Genomic DNA, 17312 nt, shown 5'->3' with positions numbered 1-17312 from the left:
ACAATTTTAAAAAAATAGTTATTATGATTTGGAATCCATCTGAAGGAATTACCATTGCAGGTTTTACACTGCGTTTTTATAGCTTAATGTTTGTAGTTGCTTTTGCTTTAGGCTATTACATTATGCAAAAAGTATACAACAGAGAACACCGCTCGCAAGACGAGTTAGACAAACTGTTCTTTTACACCTTTATTGCAACTTTATTAGGCGCACGCTTAGGGCATGTATTTTTTTACGATTGGGATTACTACCAAAATAACTTAGGCGAAATTATTTTACCATTTAGATTTAAACCCGAATTTGAATTTACAGGTTTTGCAGGTTTAGCAAGTCATGGTGCCGCTATAGGAATTATATTAGCAATGTTTTTTTACAGCCGTATTATAAAAAAACCATTGTTATGGATTTTAGACCGTGTGGTTTTATCAATTACCATTGGTGGTGTTTTTGTTAGATTAGGAAATTTTTTCAACTCTGAAATTTACGGACATATTGTAGATAAATCGTTTCCTTTTGGAATAAAATTTATTCGCGAAGATGAATTTTGGAATACTAAAAACATTTTTGACATTACACAGGCTACAACTAAAAACGAAGCTTATAAATTAATTGAAACCGACCCTCGTTTTTCAGCCGTACTTGAAGCTATTCCATTCCGCCATCCCACTCAATTATACGAAGCGTTTGGATACATTATTTTATTTGTAATTTTAATGTTTATGTACTGGAAAACAGATGCACGCAACTATTTAGGTAAAATTTTCGGTGTGTTTTTAGTATTCTTATGGTTAATTAGATTCATTGTAGAATTTGTAAAAGAAAGTCAAGGTGGTTTTGAATCTGCTTTAGGTATATTATCTACCGGTCAATGGTTAAGTATTCCATTTATTATTGCAGGAATTTATATTTGGGCAACCGCAAAAAATAGACCTGTAACAAATTAAAAAAAATCAACATCCTTAAAATAAGGATTTAAGAATAATATTTTTTAAACAGTAGCAAATACTATTTTGCTACTGTTTTTGTTTTTAGAAAACTAAAAGCATTAATAATTTATGTGAAAATTGGGTGATATTTAACGTTTCCTTTATAAAAAAAAACAGAAATTCGCCTCATGAAAAAAAACAGAAAAAAATTAATGACAACAACCTTAATTATAATTGGAGCTTTAATTGCAGCAACTTTTACTTTTTTACAACATCCACTTTTTGGTAAAGAACCTTCTGGAGAACGTTTAAAAAGAATTCAACAATCAAAAAATTATAAAAACGGGCAATTTCACAACCTTTCACATACTCCTGCGTTAACCGAAGGTGCTACATACACCCAAATGATTAAAGAATTGCTTTTTTCGAAAATTGAACATACCAAACCAACAGACAGCATTCCTAGCGAAAAAATCAATCTGAAAAAAAACACTATAGCTGATAATTTTATGGTTTGGTTTGGGCATTCTTCTTATTTTATGAAAATTAACAACCAAACCTTTTTAATTGATCCTGTTTTAAGCAAAAACGCATCGCCTTTATACGGCACAAATACTGCTTTTAAAGGTGCCGATAAAATTACACCCGCAGATCTACCTTCAATTGACTTTTTGATTTTAACACACGATCATTACGACCATTTAGACTATACATCGTTTAAAGAATTAAAAAACAAAGTAAGCAAAATTATTTGTCCGTTAGGTGTGGGCGAACATTTAGAGTATTGGGGATTTCCAAAAGAAAACATAACCGAATTAGATTGGCATGATACCACCATTTTAAACGATTCATTAAAAATTACAGCTACACCAACACGCCATTTTTCAGGAAGAAGTTTTAAACGAAACACCACTTTATGGGCATCGTACGTGTTCCAAACTAAAAATTTAAATCTGTATTTAGGTGGCGATAGCGGTTACGATACCCATTTTAAAGAAATAGGAAAAAAATACGGTCCGTTTGATTTGGCTATTCTAGAAAACGGTCAATACGATAAAAAATGGAAATACATACATATGATGCCCGAAGAAGTTGTACAAGCAAGCATAGATTTACAAGCAAAAAGATTTTTTCCGGTACATAGTTCAAAATTTAAACTAGCCAATCACCCTTGGAAAGAACCACTTCAAAGGGTTACTATTGCAACCGAAGAACAAACCTCAACGCAAATAATCACCCCTAAAATTGGAGAAATCATTTATTTAAACAATTCACAACAAGTTTTTGAAAAATGGTGGGAACAAGTAAATTAATAAAAAAAGTCGCTGTATTTAGCGACTTCTTTTATTCAAATTGTTGAACCAATTCCATTATTTTCTTTTCGTTTTCAAACAAAACCAAACGGGTACCATCTAACTTATAATGAGTAACTTTTGCTAAAGCATTGGTAAAAACAGTTTCGTTAACGCCATCGCAAAACATTTTTGTTGATGTGATATGATTAAATTTCATGGTGTTTTGGTAAAGTAACAACTGACCTTTTAAAGCGTTACATGCGGTATTTCCTGAAAAAACAGGTTGGTTAATATCAATTACAATAAACGGTTTTTTGTAGGGATACAAATCGGCAGCTTTAATTTTACCAACATAAATTTTATCTAAAAACCATTTTCCATTTAAGGTAATTTTATGAAACTTTAACGAAACGCTATCATTTTTTAAAATAAGCACGTTGTTAGTCATAGTGTAGGCTGTTGTGTGTAATAACGCATTTTTAAATTCAGCACTTTTTACTTTATTACAAGCCAACATGGTTGAAACAAAATTTGGTTGAAAGCTAATTTCATTATTTTTCTTTAAAACTGCTTTTCCGTTTAATCTATTACAACCGTCGTAACCATAAACCGAAAGGTCTTCTGTACCATCAAAAGTAATGGTTGGCAAACCTTCTGGAAAATCTTTTGTTAAATTTGCACTAAAACTAGCCAAAGCCAATTCCCAATTACCATTTAAAACCGTTTGATCTTGCTTTTGTGAAAAAACTTGCTTTTTAACGGAACATGAAAAGAATAAAATAGCAACCAAAAAAGGTAAAAATAACTTTTTCATAAACTTTTAATTTTTTTAAAAATAAAAAAAGCTTCGCATTTTAGCGAAGCCTTTAACTATTCATTATGTAAAAAAGCTTGTCTTTTTAACAACACTTCATCGCTTTCTACGTGGTTATCATCTGGCACACAACAATCAACTGGGCAAACAGCTGCACATTGCGGTTCTTCGTGAAAACCTTTACATTCGGTACATTTTCCTGGAACAATGTAGTAAATATCGTCAGAAACTGGTGTTTGTGCATCATCTGCATCAACTTCTGTTCCATCTGGTAAAATCACTTTTCCACTTAATTTTGTACCATCTTTCCAACGCCAATCGTCGGCACCTTCATAAATTGCAGTATTTGGACATTCTGGCTCACAAGCGCCACAATTTATACATTCATCGGTTATTATAATTGCCATAGCACGGATTTTATTTAATTAATGTAACTTTGTACAAAAGTACTGCATAAAGAATTTACAAACAAATCTATATGATTTTAGAAGATAAAAAAAAGGCATTTATACACTTAGGATTGTTTTTAAAACAATTTTCGACAGAAACGTACCAAGAAAACCCAAATGTTTTACATAACAATGAGTTTTTTGAACCTTTTAAACAAATAATTAACCGTTTACACGAAAGCAACAGTTGGTTTAAACGTGAACAGCTACAATTTTGTTTTAATTCATGGAGCATTGCGTTAACTGAAACCAATTTAACAAAATGGCTAACACCCTACAATTTACAAAACGAACAATTAAAAACCATTGGTTTAATTTTAGCAGGAAACATTCCTTTGGTGGGTTTTCACGATGTGTTAACGGTGTTAATTTCGGGCAACAAAGCGTTAATTAAACTTTCATCTAACGATGAACTTTTAGTCCCTTTTATTTTAAAATACCTTGAAACGGTTGAACCTGAATTTAAAAACAGGTACGAAATAACTAAAGAAAAACTAGAACTTTTTGATGCCGTTATTGCAACAGGAAGCAATAATACAGCTCGCTATTTTGAATATTATTTTGGGAAATACCCTAATATAATTCGTAAAAACCGAAATTCGGTAGCAGTTTTAAACGGTAAAGAATCTAAGGAAGATTTAATTGCATTGGGCGAGGATATTTTTAGATATTATGGTTTAGGATGTAGAAATGTATCAAAACTTTTTGTACCTAAAGATTATAACTTTGATGCTTTTTTTGAAGGAATGTTTGCTTATAGCGAAATAATTAAAGATGAAAAGTATGTAAACAATTACGATTACAACAAGGCTGTTTTTTTAATGAGTAACTTTAATTTGCTTGATAACGGGTTTTTAACCATTAAAGAAGATGCTTCTTACACATCGCCTATTTCATCGGTTTTTTATGAATTTTACACCGATTTAAACGAAGTTAACAACCGATTAATTACCGATGCAGATAAAATTCAATGCGTAGTTTCAAACCAATTAACACCAAATAGTTTACCCTTTGGTACTACACAAAAACCTGAACTTTGGGATTATGCCGATAATGTAGATACAATGAAATTTTTGTTATCTTTAACGTAATTAAAACACCCAAAAAAATATTTTTGGGTGTTTTATATTATTTTCTAATTTCTATTAATTAAGAAAACTCTCTGTTTTTTTCTTTCATTTTTTTTAAAATAAGTTAACTCTCGATAAATACCTTTTCTTTTAACTATCCAAACACTAGGGCTACTAGAACAAATATTTAGATATTTATATTTTTCAATAAAGTTTAAACTATCTATAAAAAAACCTTTTTTTGTGCATTTTAAAAACAAACTATCTTCGCGTCGTTCCCATGTTCCTTTATTAAATTGCGTGCAAGTTTCAAATGAATAAGTTTTATCCTTATTCAAAGTCAAAATTTCATTAGGTATTAATGAACTTCTTTGAAATAATATTTTTTCTTTTAAAGTTTTTGGAGGTGTATAAACCAAAGGATAACTTATAGTTTGTTCTTTACTACTACAAGAAAAAAAGATTAATAACAAAAATTTTAAAATAGTCTTCATCATTAATACTAAGGGTTTATTTCAAGATGGTTGGTTATATAATCATTGGTCGCACCTTCAAATTCAATAATTTTTTGAATTAGTAAATTTAAATTATCTTTAGTATCATTGGAATTAACATAATTTTTTACATCATCAAGGTATTCTATTACCTCTTCTGCATCAGCAGAGGTATATAAAACATTTGATGAAAAAGGATTTTGTGTTAAATCTACAATTTTTGGCATAATCGATAACAACAAATCAACTGTACGAACTGCAAATGCATAATCTAAATTAGTATAATTAAAATCTTTGGAAATTTGATAATATATCTCAACATATAAATCACCTCCTGGGTGTTGATATAGATAATCATCTCTAAAACTATAAGAAGCAGGTGATAAAACTACTGAAGAAACAGGTCGCGCAGGATCTTTACCATCATGCTCATCATCTATCTCTTCTTTTAAGCATTTATCCGAACACTCTGCTAAATACTCATTTTGTGGATCCATTCCTTCATAACAGTTTCCCTTGTGAGAAGGACAAGGGCTTACGCAAACATCACTTGAAATTCTTCCTAAAAATCCCCTTTTCTTTAACCTATCGTTAATTTCTTCTTGAAAACTTGATTTAATTAACTTACCTTTAAACTGTCTATTAGGATTTTTAATATAAATTATATTTTTTGAAGTTTCAAAATAAACATTGTTAACATCACTAATATCATTAAAAGATAAGTAATAGGAATTTAAATCATTTTTATTAATTTTAACAAAACCTTTTTCGGATTCCTTTTTATAAATGTTTATACTATATTTTAGAATATTTTTGTTATCTCTATTTTTTTCTAAAGTCACATAACCCTCTATATCTTCTTTTTTAAGCGTATTTTCATTAACATTGTTACTAAATAAAAATATGCTCGTAATTTCAGTTTTATTATTTGTTAATGAATAATAAAACTCCTCAATCCGTTCATTTTTTATTGACCAAAATTTATATGGGCTTTCAGCATAATCATACAAAGAAGATTTAAATTGTTGATTACCTATTTTTAATTTTACTTCTGTACTTTGGGGGGCACAATTACAATCTAATTCTTCTTCATTTTTAGAACATCCTGCTAATAAAAATAAATTTACAATACAATACAATACTAAAAAACGTTTTCATAATAATAAATTAAAAAATTAATATCAAATGTAAAAAAAAATTATATTTTTACATAAAAAATTTATAAAAAAATGATGGATCAAATTCAGCAGATTATAAATCAGCTAACAGAAAAAGAAGTAGCCGGCAACAACAACATTTCAAACAATTTAGCTGGTAATGTAGCTAACGAAACAGGCAATACGTTAATGGAAGGCTTACAAAATGCCATTTCGGGCGGTAATATGGGTGATTTAATGAATATGTTTAGCGGCGATAACGCAAATGGTTTAACAAGCAGCCCAATGGTGCAAAATATGATTAATTCGTTATCATCAAAACTAGGTTCAAATGTAGGTTTAGATGCGGGCACGTCTAGCAATTTTGCAAGTAGTATTATTCCACAAATAATAAGCATGATTACTGGAAAAGCTAAAAGCGGCGATTTTAACATTACCGATATTTTAAGCTCTTTCACAGGAGGCGATGCTGCTAAAATGTTCGATCAAAACGGTGATGGCAAATTAGGAATCGACGATGCTATTAGCGCAGTTAAAAAAGGTAATTTAGGTGATCTTTTAGGCGGATTTTTTGGGAAATAATTCTTTTTAGAGAAAAGATAATAGGCAAAGTAAAGACTTACTTTTTAATTAAAATGTATATTCAAAAGCTCAACGGAATGTTGAGTTTTTGTTTTATAATCATTTTATTTTAAGGTGGTTATTTAACATTTTCAACTTTAAAAAAAAAATCACACTTCTTTTAATTACCCCGACAACTTTTCACCATCGTTGCTTTTTAATTTTGTAAACGTTAAACTAGAAAAAGCTGTTAAAACTGCTAACGAAATTAAGGTTAAATGAAACGCAGTAATCAAATCTCCTTGGTAAAAATGCATTTTATCTTTATAAAAAGCCAAAATTAAAGCTGCAATAGAAATACCAAAACTAATAGATAATTGTTGCATAATGGTTAGCAAACTATTGCCCCCACTGGCTTGTTTATCGGTTAAATCGGCCAAAGTAATGGTGTTCATTGCGGTCATTTGTACCGATGTAAAAGCACCGTAGGCAATCATTAAAAAAATATAATAAATAAGCGGTGTATCTTTTTCCATAAAACTAAAAACAAAAATAATTACGGCTAAAAACAAGGTATTACTTATTAAAATATTTCGATAACCAAACCTTTTCACTAACGGCACAATCCAAGGTTTAATGGCAATAGTTGTTAAAGCCGATGGCAGTAACATGAACCCCGCTTTTGATGCCGAAAACCCAAAACCAACCTGCATCATTAAAGGCAATAAAAAAGGCAAACCGCTTATACCAAAACGCGTTATTAAACTACCTATTAAGCCTATGCGTAATGTTCTAATTTTAAAAAGGTTTAAATTGATAATGGAATACTTAGTAGATTTAAAATGTTTGTAGTACAACACAAAAAGTACACACGCAATAAAAAAAAGTCCTAAAACCAAAAGATAATGATTAAAACCTACACTGCTAACCTCTAACGCAAAAGTTATTAAAACCAAAGCGCCACTAAAATAAAGCAATCCCAATACATCAAATTTGCCAACTGTATTTTTAAAATTCGGCATGATTTTATATGCCAAAAACATACCCAAAAAACCAACAGGAAGGTTCACTAAAAAAATCCATTGCCATGCAAAATAATCTGATAAATAACCACCTAAACTTGGTCCAACAACCAACCCCAACAAACCTGGAATGGTTATGTAATTCATAATTTTTAGTAATTTGTTACGAGGATATTGGTACAAAATAGCTAAACGCGCTATGGGCACCATCATTGAACCACCAATTGCCTGAAGTATTCGAGATAAATTTAAGGTGAGTAGATTTACCGAAATGGCGCAAAAAAACGAACCTAATGTAAAAACAAACACTGCTAATAAAAACATTTTTCGGGTTCCAAATTTATCAGAAAGCCAACCCGAAAGCGGTATAAACAAAGCCAAGGTTAAAGCATAACTTACAATAACCGATTGCATTTCTAAGGGCGAATAACGCATAGCTGCAGCAATACTTGGCAATGATGTATTAAGTATGGTTCCGTCTAACGACTGCATAAACATTGCAACCGCAGCCACCATTGGCAGGTATTTTTCGTAAGGCGATGATTGTTCTTTTAACATGAATTTTATTCGATTTTAAGCACAAGAATCTTGTTCGTATTTAAAAAGCAATTGATTAAAAAAAAGTCTACTAAAAAAGTAGACTTTAACCTATTAAACTATAAACAAACTATTACACTTGAATAACGCCTAAATTAAATTGTTTTTCAATTGGTGCATGGTTAGCAGCCTCAATACCCATTGAAATCCATTTACGCGTATCTAACGGATCAATAATTGCATCGGTCCATAAACGTGCGGCAGCATAATATGGCGAAACTTGCGCATCGTATTTTGCTTTAATTTTATCAAACAATTCTGCTTCTTTTTCAGGGGTTAACTCCTCGCCTTTCGCTTTTAGTGATGAAGCTTCAATTTGCAACAAAACTTTAGCTGCTTGTGCACCACCCATTACTGCTAATTCGGCACTTGGCCAAGCTAAAAAGAAACGTGGATCATATGCTTTTCCGCACATTGCATAATTACCTGCACCGTAAGAATTACCCATAATTACTGTAAATTTTGGCACAACCGAATTAGAAACAGCATTTACCATTTTAGCACCATCTTTAATGATACCGCCGTGTTCAGATTTTGACCCTACCATAAAACCGGTAACATCTTGCAAGAAAACCAAAGGAATTTTCTTTTGATTACAATTTGCTATAAAACGTGTAGCTTTATCGGCCGAATCGGAATAAATAACACCGCCAAACTGCATTTCGCTTGGTTTGGTTTTGGCACCTGTTGTTTTCACAACTTTACGCTGATTAGCAACAATACCAACTGCCCAACCATCAATACGTGCATAACCAGTAATTATGGTTTGTCCGTATCCTGCTTTGTATTCATCAAATTCAGAATCATCAACCAAACGTTTAATAATTTCCATAGTATCGTATTGCTCTGCACGAGATTTTGGTAAAATTCCGTAAATTTCATTTTGATCTAATGCGGGCTTTTTAGCATCAATTCTGTTAAAACCAGCTTTATCATAATCACCCATTTTTCCAACAATGTTGCGAATGGTATCTAAACAATCTTTATCGTCTTTTGATTTATAATCGGTAACACCAGATATTTCGGTATGAGTAGTAGCACCACCCAACGTTTCGTTATCAATACTTTCACCAATTGCTGCTTTTACCAAATAAGAGCCTGCTAAGAAAATTGACCCAGTTTTATCAACAATTAAAGCCTCATCGCTCATAATTGGTAAATATGCACCACCGGCAACACAACTACCCATTACAGCTGCTATTTGCGTAATACCCATTGATGACATGATGGCGTTGTTACGAAAAATTCGACCAAAATTTTCTTTATCAGGAAAAATTTCATCTTGCATTGGTAAATAAACTCCTGCCGAATCCACTAAATAAATTATAGGCAAGCGGTTTTCAATAGCAATTTCTTGTGCGCGTAAATTCTTTTTCCCTGTAATAGGAAACCAAGCACCAGCTTTAACTGTAGCATCATTAGCAACAACAATAACTTGTTTACCATTTACATAACCAATTTTAACAACAACCCCACCAGATGGGCAACCACCATGTTCTTTATACATACCATCGCCCACAAAAGCTCCTATTTCAATTGACTTTGAATCTTTATCAAACAAATAATCAATACGCTCACGAGCAGTTAATTTACCTTGCTCGTGTAACTTTGCTATACGCTTTTCGCCACCGCCTAAAGCAACTTTGGCAAATTTTTGTCTTAATTCTGAAACCAGTAATTTATTGTGATCTTCGTTTTTATTGAAGTTTAAATCCATTTTTATTAAGTTTATGAATAGCGCTAAAATACAAACTTTCGGCTGATTAAAAAAAAGTCGATTTTAAAAAAAATAAAATAAATACGTAAACTTAATATTAAGTTAACATTAGAGTAATACTTTTGCAAACGAAAAAAATTAATATTATACACTATGTCTTTAAATTCAATCTTTCAATTTTTAGTACCAAAGGATAAAAAGTTTTACCCTTTGTTTGAAGAAGCTGCTAATAAAATTAAATTATTATCAGAAACATTAAATGAAGCAGTAAATTTACCTGCAAACGAAAGAGAAAAACTACTTAAGGAAGTAGAAGTTTTAAAATCGGAAATAGAACAAATTGTACAAACTACTCGTTTAGAATTAGAAAGAAATTTTATTACACCGTTTGACAGAGAGGATATTAACAGCTTAATGACAGCAGTTGATGAAGTTGCCGATAATTTAAGCGATGCTGCTTCGCGTATGCGTTTTTATCACATTGATAAAGTTACGAAACCTTTACGTAAACTTACAGAAGCAAATTTAGAAGCTTGTAACGAAGTTGCTAAATGTATTTACTACATAAAAGATATGAAAAACCTTAAAGCAATTACCGAAGGTTGTAAAGTAATTTTACGCCTAGAACGTAAAGCAGATAAAGTTTTTGATAAAGCCGTTGCAGATATTTTTGAAAACGAAACAAACGTTATTGAAATTATTAAATATAAAGAAGTAATGGATGCTTTAGAATCGGCTACAGATAGCTGTAGACGTGTTGCAAACGTTTTAGAAACCATTACAGTTAAATATTCATAATTTTTTATATATAAACCATTATGGAATTATTTGACTTACTATCAAACCTTGATGTAAGCGGCGCCTGGCTTTTACTTGTTATTATTGTTTTAGCTTTAGGTTTTGACTACATTAACGGTTTTCACGATGCTGCAAACTCTATTGCTACCATTGTAACTACACGAGTTTTAACACCTTTTCAGGCAGTTTTATGGGCAGCTGTTTTTAACTTTGCAGCTTATTTTATATCGTTATATGTTATAGGCGAATTTAAAATTGGTAACACCATAGCCAAATCGGTAAACGAGCAGTTTATTACTTTAGAAGTTATTTTTGCTGGTTTAATTGCTGCTATTCTTTGGAACTTAGCTACTTGGAAATTGGGTATTCCATCATCATCATCACACACTTTAATTGGTGGTTTTATGGGTGCGGCAATTGCGCATGCAGGTGGCATTAACATAAACGGTGAAGATGTAATTGTTTACGCAAAAGTTGTTCCTATTTTCTTATTTATTTTTGGAGCACCATTTTTAGGTATGGTTTTGGCCTACTTTATAACTGTTGCTATTATGTGGATTTGCCGCAAAGCACAACCACATCGTGCCGAAAAATGGTTTAAACGCTTACAGTTGGTATCATCGGCTTTATTTAGTTTAGGTCACGGTGGTAACGATGCTCAAAAAGTTATGGGTATTATTGGTGCGGCTGTTATTAGTTTCCACATGGGATTACCAGACGATATGAACCCTTATGCAGCTATTGAAAACGCCGATCGTTTTAAATATTTTGTATCTCATTGGGGGTGGGTTCCATTGGCTTCATTCGTATTCATTGGTTTAGGAACTATGAGTGGCGGTTGGAAGATCGTTAAAACAATGGGTTCTAAAATTACAAAAGTTACTCCATTAGAAGGGGTTGCTGCAGAAACAGCAGGTGCTGTTGCCTTATATATAACAGAACACATGGGAATACCTGTATCAACAACACACACTATTACCGGTTCTATTATTGGGGTTGGTATTACAAAAAGGGTATCTGCTGTACGTTGGGGTGTAACCATTTCATTACTTTGGGCTTGGATTTTAACAATACCTGTATCTGCATTAGTTGCTATGGGCGTTTATCACTTAGTTCATTTATTCATTTAAGAATTTAAAGTATTTATATAAATTAAAAGTCGCTTGTTTTAAGCGACTTTTTTGTTGTTTATTATTTTAATCTATTTATAAATATATATTCATTTGATTACTATCTATTGAAATTTGATTGATTTGACAGGACTAATTTTTGTAATTAGTGCTGATGGTAGCAACATTATTAAATAACTAATCACTACTAAAACAACATTTATCAACAGTATGTAAAATACCGAAATATAAACCGGCGCCTCTTTAACATAATATTGTGTTGGATCTAAAGTAACTATTCCTAATTGCTTTTGCAAAAGCAATAAACCTAAACCAATTGCGTTTCCTATTAACAAACCTATAAAAACGATATAAGTAGCGTTATAAACAAATATCTTACGAATACTCCAGTTACTTGTACCTAATGCCTTTAAAACTCCAATCATTTGGGTACGTTCTAAAATTAAAACTAACAAGGCAACCACCATGTTAATTACAGCAACCAAAATCATTAAACCTACAATAATATAAATATTAAAATCAAAAAGTTTTAACCAATCAAAAATATTAAAGTATTTCTTGGTAATAGGTTCACTGTTTAAAGTTGAAGGAATACGACTGTATACATCCTCTGCAACTGCATCAATCTTAGTAAAATCGTTTATAAACATTTCAAAACCACCAACTTGGTCTTTATTCCACTTATTTAAGCGTTGTACATGCTTTAAATCGCCAATTACAAAGGTTTCATCAAACTGCGGAAAGCCTGAATCATAAATACCCGAAATTACAAACGAACGTATGTTAGGAATTTCAGCTTCTTGATTTCTTAAAAAATAAGTTGGTAGTTTATCCCCTACTTTAAGTTCTAACCTATTAGCTAAAAAACTAGAAATCAACACCTCGTTAGTTATACTTTCGGTTTCATATTTAGGCAACTTTCCTTTAACCAAGTAATCGCTTAAGTAATTCCACTGATAATTTTTATCAACCCCCTTAAAAACAATTCCTTCAAAAGCTTTTTCGGTTCGCACAACACCTGCTTTGGTTGCAAACGGATGCACCGCTGTAACTTCGGGTACTTCGGTAAAATTTGGATAGAAATTTTGCTTGGTTGAAATTGGTTCTAACGTAATTTCGGATTGATTGTTATCGAAATTTGAAACCACAATATGCCCGTTAAACGATGTAATTTTATCGCGTATTTTTTGTTGTAAGCCCAGACCTGTAGCTACCGAAACCAACATCATTACCACACTAATGGCTACTGCCGCAATTGCAATTTTTATTATTGGCGCAGAAACACTATTTTTATACTTTTTAGAAGTTGCTAAACGTTTAGCTATAAAATAAGATACATTCAAACCTATGAAATATATAATTCCCTTCAAAAATACATTTTTATTTTGCTTTGTAATAGTTTTTACGTGCCTAAGTTTAATAAGTACGGCCCAAATTCAAACAGGCGCTAATCAATATGAAAAGTATTTACCCTTATTGAAAGACAAAAATGTTGGGGTTTTAACGAATCAAACAGGAATTGTAATCGAAAAAAATATATATAACGCTGCACCTGACCCTAGCGTTGGTTGTACTAAAGCTGTGAAGTTTGACACCATTCACTTGGTAGATTTTTTAATCGAAAACAAAATCAACCTAAAAAAAATATATGCTCCCGAACATGGTTTTCGCGGAACTGCCGATGCCGGTGAGCTGATTAAAGATGGAAAAGATACCAAAACCGGTTTGCCGATTATTTCGTTGTACGGAAACAACAAAAAGCCGACAAAAGAACAACTTGCAGGAATTGATGTGATGATTTTTGATTTGCAGGATGTAGGCGCGCGATTTTACACCTATATTTCGTCTTTACACTATTTAATGGTAGCTTGTGCCGAAAATAATATTCCGTTGATTGTTTTGGATCGACCAAATCCGAAAGGTGCAACGGTTGACGGACCTGTTCTAGAAATGAAAAACAAAAGTTTTGTAGGCATGCACCCAATTCCTGTTTTGCACGGAATGACCATTGGCGAATATGCACAGATGATTAACGGCGAAAAATGGTTACAGAATGGAGTTCAAGCAAAATTGACCATTATTCCTTGCGAAAATTACAGCAAAAACATGCACTATTCTTTACCTGTAAAACCATCGCCAAATTTACCAAACGATACAGCTATTAATCTGTACACCAGCTTATGCTTTTTTGAAGGAACCAACGTAAGTGTGGGGCGTGGTACCGAAAAACAATTTCAAATTTACGGATCGCCTTTTTTAAAGAATATGGATTTTACTTTTACGCCAAAACCTAACCAAGGAGCTAAAAGTCCTATGCACAACGGTGTAAAATGCTTTGGCGAAGATTTATCAACTAATAAAACTATTGACGGCTTATCTTTAGAATGGCTTTTAAAAGCATTTAAAAACTCCGATAATAAAGAAAATTTCTTTAATAACTTTTTTATTAAACTTTCTGGAACCAATAAATTACAAAAACAAATTGAAAAAGGTTTAACCGAAAAAGAAATCAGAGAAACATGGAAAGAAGATTTAGAACAATTTAATAACATACGTAAAAAGTATCTTTTATACAACGATATTTAACTTCAATTTATCATTAGAAACCCTACCAATTGTAAGTTTTTTATTATATTTGGTTAAAAGTTAAAAAAAGGATTTGTTATGAATACTACAAACGCTATAATAGCTATTATTGATCGTTTTCAATCTATTTACGAATGGTTTTTACGTATTTTTGATAGGGTGGTTGATCTATTTGAACGTTTTAAAGATTTTATTTTAAAACTTGTAGAATATGTAATTGACACTTTTAGTACCGAAGAAGAAGCACAGGCTTTTCTTAAAAACTATTTAGAAAACGAACACAGTTTTATATAAAAAAATGCCTTTTTACAAAGGCATTTTCTTTTTCATTTCTTCAACAACAGCAAAAGCAGCTGGACAAATAGCCACATTTTTTAAAGTAAGATCGCTAATTTGTTGAAACTTTTTCCTATCGGTATGCGGAAATTCTCTGCACGCTTTTGGTCGCACATCGTAAATCATACAATAATTTTCATGATCTAAAAACGTACACGGAACACTTTGCAGCACATAATCGTTATCCTCATCAATTCGTAAATACTGGTTTATAAACTGTTGTGGCTTTTGGCGCAAATGTTTTGCAATACGCTCAATATCGGCTAAAGTAAACAAGGGTCCTGTTGTTTTACAGCAATTTGCACACTTTAAACAGTCGGTTTTTCTAAAAACATCATCATGTATCTGTTGCATTTTGTAATCTAAATCTTTGGGTGTTTTTTTCTTTAGTTTATCAAAATACTTCTTGTTTTCGGTATGCTTATCTTTTGCTAACTTTGGCAATTGTTTTAAATACTGTTCCATTGCAATTTTAAAATGCAAAATTACAAATAATCAATCTATGTTTAAAGATCTTTTTGGCAAAGCCATGTTGGATTATATCCAAAACAACCAACCTGAAAATTTAATTACAGAAACCAACATTAGCGAGGCCGATGAAATGGATGTTGCTTACCTTTTTCGTTCTTATAAAGAAATGCCCAATCTGGAACAAAAAGCTTTAAAACTTGCAAAAGGAAACATTTTAGATGTTGGTTGTGGTGCAGGCAGTCATGCGTTGTATTTGCAAGAAATAGGTTTAAATGTTACTGCTATTGATGTATCGGCTAACGCCATTGAAACCTGTAAAATTCGCGGTGTAAATAACGCCATTAAAACCGATATTTTAGAAATAGATTCTACCCTAAAATACGATACTATTTTATTGTTAATGAACGGAACTGGTATTTTTGGAAGATTAAAAAATATTGATCAATACTTAACTAAACTAAAAGATTTACTAACAGAAAAAGGACAAATTTTAATTGATAGTTCTGATTTGATTTATATGTTTGATGAAGATGAAGATGGCGGTAAATGGATTCCGCTTTATCATGATTATTATGGTGAATTGATTTTTAATATAAGTTACAAAGGTGAAAAAGAAGAACCTTTTAATTGGCTGTATTTAGATTTTAACACGTTACAAAACGCTTGTTTGGCACAAAATTTAAAATGTGAATTAATTCTTGAAGGTGAAAATTTTGATTACTTAGCTAGAATTACAAAGTAAATTCTAAAAAAAAAAACAATACCAACAATTAAATAAAAAAAGAGAAGCAAAAGCTTCTCTTTTTACATCATATATTTCATAATTATACCCTGAATTTCGGCTTTAAATGCTTCTGATTTATTACTTAAAACAACCGAATAATTATTTTTTACCATTGTAAATTTTTTTGCTAAAGGTGTTTGGTAAAAAGCAATTAGGTTTAACACTTCATTTTGCGATAAATTTTGCGAATAATACGTAATTAATTTATTTTTTTGCTTCGCGATTAAAGGCTCCATATCCTTTTTAAAACTTTCACGATTTGCTACCGATAATTGTTTTGCAATTTCATCGGTCATATTATAAAATTCATTCACTTCACCAGAAAGTTCAACTAGCCTTATAACATCGGCTTTATTGGCTTGTGCAAAACCACTTACACTTACAAATAGCATAAGTAATACAACTATTTTTTTCATATTTTTTTTAGGTAAATATATACTATTTTAAGGAATATCTAAATATTTATGCGTTTGTGTTGAAATAGCCCATTTTGGATTATTTTTCACATATTCAATTAAAAATGGTAACATTTCATCTTTTTTACCCCACTCTACTTGCAAATACAACTTTGCATTTTTATTTACTTTAGCGGCTTGTTCTTCTGCAAAAATAAAATCGTTATGGTTGTAAATAATACATTTCAATTCATTTGCAGCATTATAAACACTTTGTGTAGGTAATTTGGTTTTTTTGGGCGATAAACAAATCCAATCCCAATTACCTGTTAATTCATAGGCACCAGAGGTTTCAATATTTGTTTGAATACCGTTTGTTTTTAATTGCGCAGTAAGTTCGTTTAAATTCCACATTAAAGGTTCACCACCTGTAATAACAGCTAAATTGCCGTGTAATTTTGCATTTGCAACAATATCAGCAATCAAAACCTTAGGATGTATGTTTTCATCCCAACTTTCTTTTACATCGCACCAATGACAGCCAACATCACATCCAGCTAAACGTATAAAATAAGCGGCATGCCCTGTATAAAAACCTTCACCTTGAATGGTATAAAATGCTTCCATTAAAGGTAATTTGTCAACTATTGGCTTAGGTATTGTCATTCTTTTTTTTTTTGCAAAGATACAATAGTTGACTTGATTTTGTT

At 31.5% G+C, this 17312-nt stretch carries 19 protein-coding genes; 9 read left to right on the top strand and 10 right to left on the bottom strand.

The features are described from left to right. Positions 1 to 23 precede the first annotated feature (23 nt). Positions 24 to 944, top strand: coding sequence for a prolipoprotein diacylglyceryl transferase (gene lgt / locus P3875_RS04045; protein ID WP_303444988.1), 921 nt, complete (start codon positions 24 to 26; stop codon positions 942 to 944). 170 nt (positions 945 to 1114) lie between these two features. Further along, positions 1115 to 2239, top strand: coding sequence for an MBL fold metallo-hydrolase (locus P3875_RS04040; RefSeq protein WP_303444987.1), 1125 nt, complete (start codon positions 1115 to 1117; stop codon positions 2237 to 2239). 31 nt (positions 2240 to 2270) lie between these two features. Here P3875_RS04040 and P3875_RS04035 read toward each other — a convergent pair whose 3' ends face one another. Further along, a complete protein-coding gene (locus tag P3875_RS04035) occupies positions 2271 to 3035 on the bottom strand; it encodes an META domain-containing protein (RefSeq protein WP_303444986.1) in 765 nt (254 codons plus the stop codon). A 56-nt stretch (positions 3036 to 3091) separates the two neighbouring features. Continuing rightward, entirely contained in the window at positions 3092 to 3442 is a 351-nt protein-coding gene (locus P3875_RS04030) for a 4Fe-4S dicluster domain-containing protein (RefSeq protein ID WP_303444985.1), read from the bottom strand. 71 nt (positions 3443 to 3513) lie between these two features. Here P3875_RS04030 and P3875_RS04025 point away from each other — a divergent pair, with 71 nt between their 5' ends. After that, complete coding sequence (locus P3875_RS04025) at positions 3514 to 4575, top strand: acyl-CoA reductase (RefSeq protein ID WP_303444984.1); 1062 nt, start codon at positions 3514 to 3516, stop codon at positions 4573 to 4575. Between the two features lie 44 nt (positions 4576 to 4619). On the opposite strand, the gene P3875_RS04020 is transcribed toward P3875_RS04025, so the two are convergent. Further along, complete coding sequence (locus P3875_RS04020) at positions 4620 to 5051, bottom strand: hypothetical protein (RefSeq protein WP_303444983.1); 432 nt, start codon at positions 5049 to 5051, stop codon at positions 4620 to 4622. A 5-nt stretch (positions 5052 to 5056) separates the two neighbouring features. Continuing rightward, positions 5057 to 6187 (bottom strand): hypothetical protein, encoded by a 1131-nt coding sequence (locus P3875_RS04015; RefSeq protein WP_303444982.1) that lies wholly within the window; start codon positions 6185 to 6187, stop codon positions 5057 to 5059. Positions 6188 to 6277: 90 nt separating this feature from the next. Between P3875_RS04015 and P3875_RS04010 the strand changes: the two genes are divergently transcribed. Beyond that, complete coding sequence (locus P3875_RS04010) at positions 6278 to 6787, top strand: hypothetical protein (RefSeq protein WP_303444981.1); 510 nt, start codon at positions 6278 to 6280, stop codon at positions 6785 to 6787. Between the two features lie 164 nt (positions 6788 to 6951). Here the strand turns inward: P3875_RS04010 and P3875_RS04005 are convergent, their stop codons facing one another. Beyond that, positions 6952 to 8346 carry a DHA2 family efflux MFS transporter permease subunit gene (locus P3875_RS04005; RefSeq protein ID WP_303444980.1) on the bottom strand — a complete coding sequence of 465 codons (1395 nt, stop codon included), beginning with the start codon at positions 8344 to 8346 and terminating at the stop codon, positions 6952 to 6954. A gap of 112 nt (positions 8347 to 8458) precedes the next feature. Then, complete coding sequence (locus tag P3875_RS04000; RefSeq protein ID WP_303444979.1) at positions 8459 to 10102, bottom strand: acyl-CoA carboxylase subunit beta; 1644 nt, start codon at positions 10100 to 10102, stop codon at positions 8459 to 8461. A gap of 153 nt (positions 10103 to 10255) precedes the next feature. Between P3875_RS04000 and P3875_RS03995 the strand changes: the two genes are divergently transcribed. Beyond that, the gene (locus tag P3875_RS03995) at positions 10256 to 10900 is read left to right on the top strand and encodes a DUF47 domain-containing protein (RefSeq protein ID WP_303444977.1); all 645 of its coding nucleotides are present in this window, start codon (positions 10256 to 10258) and stop codon (positions 10898 to 10900) included. Between the two features lie 20 nt (positions 10901 to 10920). After that, positions 10921 to 12030: an inorganic phosphate transporter gene (locus P3875_RS03990; RefSeq protein WP_303444976.1), complete on the top strand. Its 1110-nt coding sequence runs from the start codon at positions 10921 to 10923 to the stop codon at positions 12028 to 12030. A 104-nt stretch (positions 12031 to 12134) separates the two neighbouring features. Here P3875_RS03990 and P3875_RS03985 read toward each other — a convergent pair whose 3' ends face one another. Beyond that, positions 12135 to 13373, bottom strand: coding sequence for an ABC transporter permease (locus P3875_RS03985; RefSeq protein WP_303445417.1), 1239 nt, complete (start codon positions 13371 to 13373; stop codon positions 12135 to 12137). 4 nt (positions 13374 to 13377) lie between these two features. On the opposite strand from P3875_RS03985, the gene P3875_RS03980 reads away from it, so the two are divergent. Beyond that, positions 13378 to 14616, top strand: a complete 1239-nt coding sequence (locus P3875_RS03980; RefSeq protein WP_303444975.1) for an exo-beta-N-acetylmuramidase NamZ family protein — start codon at positions 13378 to 13380, stop codon at positions 14614 to 14616. A 78-nt stretch (positions 14617 to 14694) separates the two neighbouring features. Continuing rightward, complete coding sequence (locus P3875_RS03975; RefSeq protein ID WP_303444974.1) at positions 14695 to 14910, top strand: hypothetical protein; 216 nt, start codon at positions 14695 to 14697, stop codon at positions 14908 to 14910. A gap of 12 nt (positions 14911 to 14922) precedes the next feature. Here P3875_RS03975 and P3875_RS03970 read toward each other — a convergent pair whose 3' ends face one another. After that, positions 14923 to 15417, bottom strand: a complete 495-nt coding sequence (locus tag P3875_RS03970; RefSeq protein ID WP_303444973.1) for a YkgJ family cysteine cluster protein — start codon at positions 15415 to 15417, stop codon at positions 14923 to 14925. A 37-nt stretch (positions 15418 to 15454) separates the two neighbouring features. On the opposite strand from P3875_RS03970, the gene P3875_RS03965 reads away from it, so the two are divergent. After that, positions 15455 to 16165: a class I SAM-dependent methyltransferase gene (locus P3875_RS03965; RefSeq protein ID WP_303444972.1), complete on the top strand. Its 711-nt coding sequence runs from the start codon at positions 15455 to 15457 to the stop codon at positions 16163 to 16165. Between the two features lie 62 nt (positions 16166 to 16227). Here the strand turns inward: P3875_RS03965 and P3875_RS03960 are convergent, their stop codons facing one another. Next, the gene (locus tag P3875_RS03960) at positions 16228 to 16623 is read right to left on the bottom strand and encodes a DUF2059 domain-containing protein (RefSeq protein WP_303444971.1); all 396 of its coding nucleotides are present in this window, start codon (positions 16621 to 16623) and stop codon (positions 16228 to 16230) included. Positions 16624 to 16650: 27 nt separating this feature from the next. Next, on the bottom strand, positions 16651 to 17268 hold the full coding sequence (locus P3875_RS03955; RefSeq protein WP_303444970.1) for a 7-carboxy-7-deazaguanine synthase QueE: 618 nt from the start codon (positions 17266 to 17268) through the stop codon (positions 16651 to 16653). Positions 17269 to 17312 lie beyond the last annotated feature (44 nt).

The organism is Myroides sp. JBRI-B21084, from assembly GCF_030545015.1.
Lineage (GTDB): Bacteria > Bacteroidota > Bacteroidia > Flavobacteriales > Flavobacteriaceae > Flavobacterium.
The sequence above is the reverse complement of the archived record's forward strand: the minus strand, read 5'-3'. Positions and strand labels throughout refer to the sequence as shown.